Source organism: Streptantibioticus ferralitis (assembly GCF_029223525.1).
Lineage (GTDB): Bacteria > Actinomycetota > Actinomycetes > Streptomycetales > Streptomycetaceae > Streptantibioticus_A > Streptantibioticus_A ferralitis.
In genome coordinates this window covers 15,445-25,394 of the sequence record NZ_JARHTQ010000047.1, presented here as the reverse complement: position 1 = coordinate 25,394, position 9,950 = coordinate 15,445, and the positions used below count along the sequence as shown (strand labels likewise).

Sequence of the window (9,950 nt, the reverse complement as noted above, 5' to 3'; positions counted from 1 at the left end):
CCTCCGCAGCCGAGTCGCCCGCCCATGAGACGCCGACAGACACTAGCGAGTTTGAGGGTGAGGAAATGCGGCCCAGGATCGATCCGCAGGACGTGGACGAATTCGCCGTCACACCTGCCGGTCAGGCCTATGCCCGGATGGCGAAAGAGGCGCTGAACGGGCTCCTCGCGGACCGACCCCCGCCGAACGTCCAGCGGACCATCGCCAACCACCCGACGCTGCTGCCCGCGATCCAGCCGCTGATAGCGCACGTGGCCGGTGAAGTCCTCCCGGCACGCGAGCGCGAACTCGTCATCCTGCGCACGGCATGGCGTTCCCAGGCCCCGTACGTCTGGGCCCACCACCACGCCGCGGGACTCCTCGTCGGGCTGAGCGAAACGGAGATCGCCCGGGTCGCCTCGGAGGACACCTCCGAGTGGACACTCTTCGAGGCCGCCCTCCTCGTAGCCGTCGACGAGCTCCACACCAGATCCGTGATCTCGGACAGCACCTGGAAGCAACTCGCCGAGCGCTACGCCGAGGAGGAGTTCCTCGAACTGCTGGCCCTCACCGGGACGTACAAGACGCTGGCCTTCATCCTGAACTCCTCCGTCGCCCCGATCGACCCCTGGCTGGAGCGCCCGGCGGTGCTGCCCGCGGACCCGGGGCAGATGACGTCGGGCAGGCATGCGCGCCCGCAGGGGTCGCGTCCGCCGACGCCGCGCACCGAGGCGTGGAACCGGCGCATCGTGCTGCAGAACGGCGCGGGGCTCTCCCTCCTGACACCGACGACGGCCCACCCCGAACCGCCGCTGCACGAGATCCTCGTCCGTTACCCGGACCTGCTGTCCACGGCCGCGAACGCGCACGACGCGGGCTCCCGGCTGCTGCTGATCCGCAGGAATCCCGCGGATATCATGCCGGACACCGACGGCTACACCTTCAGCGCCACCCATCTGTTCGCCGATTCCAAAGGCGTGCCGACCGTCGTCGAGGTGGTGGAGCCGCACGACACGTGGAATGCGAACGACGCCCTCGGCAAAACACTCGACTATGCGGGCAGCGGGGCTCGGCACTGGCCGCTACACATACTCCAGCGGTCACTCGAGTACACCGCGCAGCTGTATAGCAGCACTGGCGAGCATTTGCTAATGGAAATGGGTTATTCTCTCGACGAGAGCTCGTTTCTTCGCACCCTCGAAGCGAATCTCGCCGTCGGCAGACTCCGTATGGTCATCGTGGCCAGTAAATTTCCGCCGGAATTCAACCGGGTCATCGAGTTCCTCGGCCAGCAGCTCTACCCCGCCGAGGTGTACGGCGTCGAACTGTGCCGCTACTCCGACGGGGCGCACGCCGCGTACGTGCCGACGGTGGTCGGCTGAGCGCGGCCCCCGCGGCGAGCGGAGGAGGAGGCGGCGGTCCGGCAGACCGGGACGGCCCCGGCCGGCCGTTCACTCCTCCGTCCGCTGCTTCTTCCGGATCAGCGTGATGCCGTCCGCCATGGGGACCAGGGACATCTCCACCCGCGGGTCGTCGCGGACCAGCGTGTTGAACGCGCGGATCGCGGTGGTGTCCGGGTCCTGGGCGTCGGGGTCCACGACCTTGCCGAAGAACAGGGTGTTGTCGACCACGATCAGGCCGTGGTCGCCGACGAGAGTCAGCGCCGACTCGTAGTAGTCCGGGTAGCGCTGCTTGTCGGCGTCGATGAAGACGAAGTCGAACGTGCCGGGGCCCTCGTCCGCGACGAGGGCCTTGAGGGTGTCCGCCGCGTCACCGATGCGCAGATCGATCTGCCCGTCGACGCCCGCCTTGGTCCAGTACTCGGCGCCGATCTGCGGCCAGCGGTCGGTGATGTCGCAGGTGACCAGCCGTCCGCCGGGCGCGAGCGCGCGGGCCAGGCACAGGGTGCTGTACCCGGTGTACGTACCGATCTCGAGGATCCTGCGGGCCGGGGTGAGACCGGCCAGCAGCGTCAGCAACTGCCCCTCCTCGGGCATGACCTGCAATGCGCTGCCCGCGGGGAGTTCCGACGTCGTCTCGCGCAGCTGCCGCAGGATCTCGTCCTCACGCAGGGAGGACTCCCGGATGTACTCCGAGAGCCCGGCCGACAGGCCTAGCTGGTTCGCCATGCGTCATCCATCTTCTCTGATCGGACCGGGTCAGGGGCGCGCCCGCGCTCAGGCGCCCTGAAGACTGACGGTGTGCAGCTTCATCGTGGGCGGCGGGGCGCAAGGCGCCGGAAGCAGATGCAGCCGCTGGATGTCTTCCTGAGCGGGCGCGGGCAGCCCGGCCCGGCAGTCGCAGGGCTCGTCGGTGAAGCCGGCGAGGCGGTAGGCGATCTCCATCATCCGGTTGCGCTCGGTGCGCCGGAAGTCGGCGACCAGGTGGACGCCCGCGTGGGCGGCCTGGTCGGCAAGCCAGCCGAGGATCACCGAACCGGCGCCGAACGACACCACGCGGCACGACGTGGCCAGCAGCTTCAGATTCCAGACGCCCGCGTGCTTCTCCAGCAGTTGGAGGCCGACCGCGCCGTGCGGCCCGAACCGGTCGGTGAGCATGGTCACCAGGACCTCGTGCCGTGGATCGGCCAGCAGCGTGCGCAGATCGGAGATGGAGTAGTGCACTCCTGTGGCGTTCATCTGGCTGGTGCGCAGCGTCAGCTCCTCCACGCGGGACAACTCGTCCTCGGTGGCGCGTCCGATGTGCATCTCCAGTTCCAGGGAACGCAGGAAGTCGTCGCTCGGCCCCTGGAACTCCGCCTCGGCCGACTTCCGCAGGAATCCGGCCTGGTACATCTGCCGGCGGCGGCGCGAGTCCACCGTCACCGTCGCCGGGCTGAACTCCGGCAGAGCGGCGAACTCGGGCAACCGCTCGGCGTCGTAGCAGCGGACCTCCGGCAGATGGAACTCGACTTCTGCCCGCTCCGCCGGCTGGTCGTCGACGAAGGCGATGGTGTCGAGCGCGAAGTTGAGCTCGTCGGCGATCTCCCGCACCGAGTCCGACTTCGGGCCCCAGCCGATGCGCGGCAGGACGAAGTACTCGGCGACGCCCAGCGCCTCCAGCTGCTTCCACGCCTGGTCGTGGTCGTTCTTGCTGGCGACCGACTGGAGGATGCCGCGGCTGTCCAGCTCGGTGATGAGCTCGCTGACGGAGTCGGGGAGCTTCACATCGCCGTCCTCCAGCAGCGTGCCCTGCCAGAGGGTGTTGTCGAGGTCCCACACCAGGCACTTCACGATCGAGGTCTGTTCAGCCACTGCTTCTCCTTGACTCATGTCGCCGTCTCATCTCGCCGTCATGGACACCGCGTGGTCGGAAAGGATCAGCTGGCAGATCTCCGTACTGCCCTCGATGAGCTCCATGAGTTTCGCGTCGCGGTACGCGCGCTCGACCGCATGGCCCTCGTGGGCGGCCGCCGAACCCAGGACCTGCACGGCCGCGGCAGCGCCCTGCGCGGCCTGGACGGCGCTCACCTGCTTGGCGAGGACGGAGGCGACGACCATGTCGGGAGAGCCGCTGTCCCAGCACCGGCTGGCGTGTTCGCACATCCGGGTGGCGATCTGCTCACCGGTCAGCAGGTTCGCCAAGTGGCGGCCGACGAGCTGGTGTTGGGCGAGGGGTCTGCCGAACTGCTGCCGGGCCCGGGCGTGATGACGGGCGGCGTCGAGACAGGCCCGGAGGATGCCCACGCAGCCCCAGGCGACCGAGAGACGCCCGTACGCCAGCGCGGTCGTCACCAGGAGCATCAACGGCTGCCCGCCGCCGAGTACCGCACTGGCCGGCAGCCGCACGTCGTCGAGTCGTACGTCCGCGTGGCCCGCCGCCCGGCAGCCGGACGGCCGCGGGACCCTGGTCACGGTGACGCCCGGAGCCGACGCCGGCACCACGACAGCGGCCGCCCCGGAGCCGTAGCGCCCGACGACGACGATCATGTCGGCGTAGTGGGCGGCGGTCGTCCAGACCTTCTGTCCGCGGACTACGACGGCGTCACCGTCGGGTTCGATGGTGGTGGTCATCGCCGACAGATCGCTGCCCGCCGCCGGCTCGCTGAACGCGACGGCGGCGAGTTGGCCACCGGCCAGTTTCGGCAGGTACTCCGCGTGCTGCTGCGGATTGCCCAGGCGCTGGATCGTCCACGCGGCCATGCCCTGCGAGGTCATCACGCTCCGCAGCGAGCTGCACCGGCTGCCGACGTACGCGGTGAACTCGCCGTTCGCCGCGCTGCTCACCCCGAGGCCACCGGAGGCCTGCGGCACCTCCGCGCACAGCAGGCCGCGGGTCGCCAGTGAGCGCAGGACGTCGTCGGGAATCAGGCCTGCCAGGTCCCACTCGGCGGCCCGGTCACCGACCAGGTCGTCGACGAACTCACGGGCGTCTGCGGGCAGTTCAGGCATCGGCGGGCTGCTCGGCACCGTTCAACCGCAGCACGAGGGCGGTCATGGCCTGGACGGAGCGGAAGTTGTCCCGCTTGAGGTCGTCCCCCAGGATCTGCACGGAGAACGCCTGCTCCAGGTGGACGACGAGCTCCATCGCGAACAGCGAGGACACCAGCCCGGACTCGAAGAGGTCCTGGTCGGCGGGGACGTCCGCGCCGACCCGCTTCGAGACGAATGCCGTGACCGCCTGCTCGATCCCCTCGGCGGTTGTTGCCAGGTCCTGGCTCACGAAAGCACCTCTCCGTAATCGTAGAAACCGCGCCCTGTCTTGCGCCCCAGATCACCGCGGCGCACCTTTTCCACAAGGAGTTCGCAGGGCTCGAAGGTGGAATTTCCGGTCCGCTCGGCGAGAAGCCGAAGAGCGTCCGCGAGATTGTCGAGTCCGATCAGATCGGCGGTGCGCAGCGGACCGGTCGGATGACCGAGGCATCCGTGCATCAGCCGGTCCACGGACTCGACGCTCGCGGTGCCCTCGGCCACGATTCTCGCCGCTTCGTTGATCATGGGATGCAGCAGCCTGCTGGTGACGAATCCCGGCGCGTCGCGAACGACGACCGTTTTCTTTCCCAGCCGCTCCAGAAAGGAAAGGACGGCGGCCATGGCGTCGTCGCCGGTCTGCGGGCCGCGGACCACCTCGACCATCTCGATGAGATAGGCCGGATTCATGAAGTGCACCCCGGCCAGTTCCGCGGGTCGTTGCACCGACTTCGCCAGTTCGGCGATGGGGATACCGGATGTGTTGGTGATCAGCGGGATGCCGGCGGGAACCGCGCCGGAGATCTCCGCCATGACCTGCGCCTTGAGCGAGGCGTCCTCGGTAATCGCCTCGATCACCACGGCGGCATCCGCAGCGTCCTTACTCAACAGCGTTGTCGTCAACGTTCCGGGGGTCTGGCCGGCCGGGAAGGCGCCCATGAGTTGCCCGTGCCGCATTTGCTGCGTGATTTCCGCTCGGGCGTCCCGCAGTACATCGTCCGAGACGTCAACCAGTACGACGTCCACCCCGCGGCCCAGCGCCAGTGCGGTGATGCTGCGGCCCATGACCCCTGCACCGAACACAGCAATCGAATCCGATTGCATATTCGCTAACACCTGCCACCAGTCTTCATCTGATTGAGCACGCCCTGCACGAGGACGGCGCCGACGGCTGCGGCCTCCGATCTCGCAGCATCTGACAGGAAAACACTTTACGGATCCCCAACGGGAGAGCCGGTATCCGTCGACCGAATTGGTCAACCTCTCCGGAGAGATTATGGGCGGTCCACCTTCGGGCCAACCCCTAGCCGCCCCAGTAGGCAATTGGGGTCCCCCGCGGCACCAACCTGTGCACGGCCGTTTTGGGGGTGTGGCCACAGACCGCAGGTGGCGACAGTCGCTGAGACCTCTCGGCGCGCCAGCTACCCCACCACCAGCCGCGTCTGCCGCGCCAACAGGTCGGCGTAGTGGTCGTGTCGGACCTCGGACACTTTCTTACGTACACGTCAGGCGCGGGTTGTGACTCAACGGTCACTACCCGCGTTTGCCGTGGTACTCCAGTTGGAATCCGAACTCTTCATAGATCGGGCCCTTCCGCTGTGGCTCGGCAGCCAGCAGCCGGTCGGTCATGTCGCCCAGGGCCGTGATCATGTCGTGGATCTGTTGTGCGGTGAGCACGGCGTGGGTGGCGGAGGCGAGGGCGGCGAGTTGCTGCTGGGCGGCGGTTATCTCGGCGGTTGTCTGAGTGAACCAGCCGGTGACGAGGGTGGGGTCGGATCCGGCGTCGAGGGCGGCGCTGGTGGTGCAGGGGCTTCGTTCGGCGGGCTGGGTCTGGCGGCGGGTGTGGATCCCGGCTTGGGCGGCGGTGAACTCCTCGTGGCTGATGAGGGGTTCGTGGACAGGGGTGGCGGACCAGATCCACTGGTCGGGTTGTTCCGGGTCAGTTTTGGTGCGGTGGCCGAGGGTGACGTCCTCGATGTCGAGGAGGACTTCTTCTTTGCGTTGTTTGTTCCACACTTCGTGGCCGGTGTAGCGGGGGTTGGTCACGATGGCGCGTACCGCGCGCTTGGACCAGGCGGTGGCGTCGCGGTGCCGGTTGCGGGCCGGGGCGTGGGCGGTCCTGGCTGAGCCAGCCTGGTCTGGCCTGCTCGTCCCGGCCGACCGGCGCGGCCTGACCCCGCTGTTCTGGACCCACGTCCGGCCCTACTGTGAGCTGGGCCTGGACAATGCTCAGGCCGACCAACACAACGGTCGACGGCCCAAATTACAAAACGATCGCGAAGAAGCCGAGAAGGTAGGCGACGGCGAAGATGACGGGTACCCACTGCTCGACGTGGGTCAAGGGAAGGTAGCGACGCCAGTCGCGCCCTTCTCCGAGCGCCTTCCATTCCGCGAGGGAGTAGGCGTAGGCGGGAAGCCGTTCCTCAAGTGCGCCGATGACGGCGAATTTGGCCCCGTTGAGCTGACGGTACGAGCGAACGAGGACGTACCAGGCAGCGCACATGGAGATGATGATCACGAGCCCGGGAAGCAACAGCCAGACGGACACTGGGCTGCGCACGTCATGCAGCGTGGTGGTCAGGACGGTGACGATGGCGCTGTTGAGGGTGAGGAAGAACGTGTTCGACAAGTTCCGCCGGGCGCTCACCCGGTCAGCCATCTCGACGCAGAGCTTGTACTGCTCGAACACCGCGCTCTGGTAGTTGGCAGTGTTTCCGTAGTCGGACTGGTCGACGGCGCGGTTCCAAAGCGATTCCCGGATGTCATCCATGCGGGCATCATGCCGGGACAGTCCTCACACCGACATCCCAGGGGGCGTTTCGCGCTCCAAGGTCAGCAGGACCCGCAGGGCTGCACTGGGCGCTGGGCGAGGGCCGACGCGGCCTACGTCACTGGGTTCGCCGCGCTGATCAGCTGCGCGGGGTCCCAGCGGGCACAGCCATATCCCGGCGACGGGGCACTGGGCTAGCGAGCAGGCCACCCTCGAGTTCCAAACCCCGGCGGGTCGTGCGCATCGGCGAGCGACGACCACGGGGCGCCTGGGCCGCCGCGTTCACAGCGGTGCGCGCGCCCCGTTCCCTCACACCGCGTCCTGGGCAAGCCTGTGGGTCTGCCACGCGGTGTTTCGCCTGATGATGAGGATGATCAGCACGCCGGCGACCAGGTAGAGCGCCGTGAGCAGGGTGGACAGGTTCGCGTTTGCCAGCACGTCGTGCTCGGTGGCCTCCTGCGAGGCCATTCGCCATTGGATCGGCCTTACGAGCACGGCGGCCACGAATGACGCCCACCAGGCGTTGATCAGGGTGACGGGGACAGGTCGCCGGGGGGCGCTGGCCTGCCAGATGTCTGAGACGATCTGGTACGGGTACCACAGGTTGGCCACCGGTGTGATCCAGGCGGCGACTACCCAGGCCCGGCCCCGGCGGTGCGCGGCGGCACCGCTCATCAGCTCGGCGTTGATCCGCGCCCGCCACAGCCAGATGAGGAACGCCACGCCGGCCGCGAGCGATATCAGGAACATCAGCCCTGTTGACGCCAACACAGTGAGGGCACCGGAGTCGGCGGACTCCAGGTCCGCTTTCGTCGCTGCCCCGGTCAGGTAGTCGTGGACGACGACGTAGTCGCGCCAGTTTTGCACCGACACTAATATCTCTCGCACGAGTTCTAACGAGATCAGCATGGTCGCGGCGGTGGCTGCGCCGGTCACCGGCCTGTGTGGCTGCATGCCAACTGGACTCGCGCTCGTCGGCGTGCCCTGCTGCGGACTGTCCATTAGCCCCCCCTGAAACTGCTGAACAATCGTTGGGCAGGATGCTACCCACTGCGGCGCGTTGACATGTCCGGGTTTCAGTTTCTTGGTGCGTCTTGTGGGCTGCCACGCCCTGCGACGGCAGCCCGGGCCGACTCGGCTCCAGCCACAGTGTGGCGCTACCAGGCGCCGAACAGCTGCAGTGCCCTGAACACAAGCCAGCCCAGCAGGCCCAGGGCCGTGAGCAGCAGGATGCCTCTCCACAGCGCCGCCTGCGTGGCCAAGTTGCCCCGCAAGACCATCGTCCGTTTGCGGACCCCCACCGACGCCAGTGCGGCCTTCATGGCGCGGACCACGTGGTGCGTGGGCGCGTACGTGGTCATCGACGCCAGACCGGATGCTTTAACGCGGGCCGCAACGCGCGCGAGCCTGCCTCGCCGGGGCGTGGCGCCGGGCACGGTCCCCACCGGGTGCACTTGGGGCGTCCACTCGGGGTCGAAGACGATGACGGCGGAGATCCAGGAGTCGCCCGCGATCACCTTGTCCAGTCGAGACGGCGCGGGCAGGACCTCGTCCAACCGCTCAGCCACGCCCGGTAGCTGGCCTGGCGCCAGCAGGACGAGCTTCCGCGCGGGCTGGGTTGCGCGGGCCTGCTCGACCTCCCACCACAGACCCTCGCCCAAGCCCAGGCGCAACACGATGAGCTGGGACAGCTCCATCAACCTGAGGACCACGGGCTGCCAGTCATCGAGCGGCAGGTAGAACCGCGCCGCCCCCAAGCGCGGCAGTGGTTCCCCGGGTCTGCCCACCGCGATCACGGGGCCGAGGGTGCCCAACGCCCCCGCCAGCTGCTCCTCCCGCGAGTGGATGTTGACCGCCGCCACGTCGTCGACCCGGGCTGCGGAGTCGTCATCGTTGAAGCTGCGCAGGTAGAGCACGGGCCTGCGGCCGTCGGCCAGCAGGGCCTGGACCGCGCCGCCTGCCGAGCGCGGGCGGGTGTAGCGCAGAACCAGGATTCCGGCCCCCAGTGCGGCCAGCCCGCAAGGCAGCAGGAGCACTTGCGCCGCCAGCGTCATTTTGTAGCCCTGTCGTTGGGCCGTACTGACTGCTAAGAACCCCGCCGTGAACAGCCCGTATCCGACGCCGCTGGCCGCCAGGAACACCGGCCGCCGCCACCATGGCTGACGCGGGGCGAACTGGCCGACCACCTCGACGACGTCCGCGGCGCCTGACCGGCGGCGACGCCGCAGCCGCAGCGCCGGCACGACGAGTACCCCAGCGGTCACCGCCAACCACAGCGCGACCGTGTCCGACGAGTTGAGATCCCGGTCGAGCCCCGCCTGTTCCTGCTCGACCTGTACCGCTAGCCCGGCGACACGCTCGCGGGCGAGGGAGACCCTGCCCTCCTGGACGTCGCCGGTGGCGGAGGAGACCGCAGACCGGCTTGCCCCCGAGGGGGCGTTCTCCTCGAACCATGCGTCGACCTCACCGATCTCAGCGCGCGCGGACACGTCCCCACCGGCATAGCGGTCGAGCGCGGCGACGAAGGCGGCGGCCCGCGTCGGGGCCTCGCGAAAGCGGTCGCGGGCTCGCAGATCCATGCCCGCGGTAATCGCCAAGTGCAGCGCCACGTAGGCCATGACAACCGCGACCACCGTGACCAGCCGGGTGAACGTCCGTAAGGCCGAGGTCACCTCAGGCCACCCCCTAACCTCGCCGGAGCACCGCCGTCCGGTGCCGACCGCGTCCCGTAGTACCACCTCGGCCCACAGCCCGTGGCCGGTTTTCCGCCACCCGGAGCATCCCCACCACAA

At 68.4% G+C, this 9,950-nt stretch carries 10 protein-coding genes; 1 reads left to right on the top strand and 9 read right to left on the bottom strand.

Annotated elements, in window-relative coordinates:
- Positions 1 to 65 precede the first annotated feature (65 nt).
- Positions 66 to 1,361, top strand: a complete 1,296-nt coding sequence (locus P2L57_RS36930; protein WP_275822377.1) for a carboxymuconolactone decarboxylase family protein — start codon at positions 66 to 68, stop codon at positions 1,359 to 1,361.
- 69 nt (positions 1,362 to 1,430) lie between these two features.
- On the opposite strand, the gene P2L57_RS36925 is transcribed toward P2L57_RS36930, so the two are convergent.
- The 9 genes from P2L57_RS36925 to P2L57_RS36885 all read right to left on the bottom strand — a co-directional run bounded on the left by P2L57_RS36925 (position 1,431) and on the right by P2L57_RS36885 (position 9,830).
- Positions 1,431 to 2,108, bottom strand: coding sequence for an O-methyltransferase (locus tag P2L57_RS36925; protein ID WP_275822375.1), 678 nt, complete (start codon positions 2,106 to 2,108; stop codon positions 1,431 to 1,433).
- 48 nt (positions 2,109 to 2,156) lie between these two features.
- Entirely contained in the window at positions 2,157 to 3,251 is a 1,095-nt protein-coding gene (locus P2L57_RS36920; RefSeq protein WP_303657097.1) for an HAD-IIIC family phosphatase, read from the bottom strand.
- 9 nt (positions 3,252 to 3,260) lie between these two features.
- Complete coding sequence (locus P2L57_RS36915; RefSeq protein ID WP_275822371.1) at positions 3,261 to 4,370, bottom strand: acyl-CoA dehydrogenase family protein; 1,110 nt, start codon at positions 4,368 to 4,370, stop codon at positions 3,261 to 3,263.
- Positions 4,363 to 4,641 (bottom strand): acyl carrier protein, encoded by a 279-nt coding sequence (locus P2L57_RS36910; RefSeq protein ID WP_275822369.1) that lies wholly within the window; start codon positions 4,639 to 4,641, stop codon positions 4,363 to 4,365. The genes P2L57_RS36915 and P2L57_RS36910 overlap by 8 nt, the downstream gene beginning before the upstream one ends.
- Complete coding sequence (locus P2L57_RS36905) at positions 4,638 to 5,492, bottom strand: 3-hydroxyacyl-CoA dehydrogenase family protein (RefSeq protein WP_275822395.1); 855 nt, start codon at positions 5,490 to 5,492, stop codon at positions 4,638 to 4,640. Before P2L57_RS36905 ends, P2L57_RS36910 begins: the two co-directional genes overlap by 4 nt.
- Before the next feature lie 429 nt (positions 5,493 to 5,921).
- Positions 5,922 to 6,434 (bottom strand): recombinase family protein, encoded by a 513-nt coding sequence (locus P2L57_RS36900; RefSeq protein WP_275822367.1) that lies wholly within the window; start codon positions 6,432 to 6,434, stop codon positions 5,922 to 5,924.
- Between the two features lie 217 nt (positions 6,435 to 6,651).
- Entirely contained in the window at positions 6,652 to 7,158 is a 507-nt protein-coding gene (locus tag P2L57_RS36895) for a RipA family octameric membrane protein (RefSeq protein WP_275822365.1), read from the bottom strand.
- A gap of 309 nt (positions 7,159 to 7,467) precedes the next feature.
- Positions 7,468 to 8,067 carry a DUF4328 domain-containing protein gene (locus tag P2L57_RS36890; protein WP_275822363.1) on the bottom strand — a complete coding sequence of 200 codons (600 nt, stop codon included), beginning with the start codon at positions 8,065 to 8,067 and terminating at the stop codon, positions 7,468 to 7,470.
- 248 nt (positions 8,068 to 8,315) lie between these two features.
- Complete coding sequence (locus tag P2L57_RS36885) at positions 8,316 to 9,830, bottom strand: transferase (RefSeq protein ID WP_275822361.1); 1,515 nt, start codon at positions 9,828 to 9,830, stop codon at positions 8,316 to 8,318.
- Between the last annotated feature and the right edge of the window lie 120 nt (positions 9,831 to 9,950).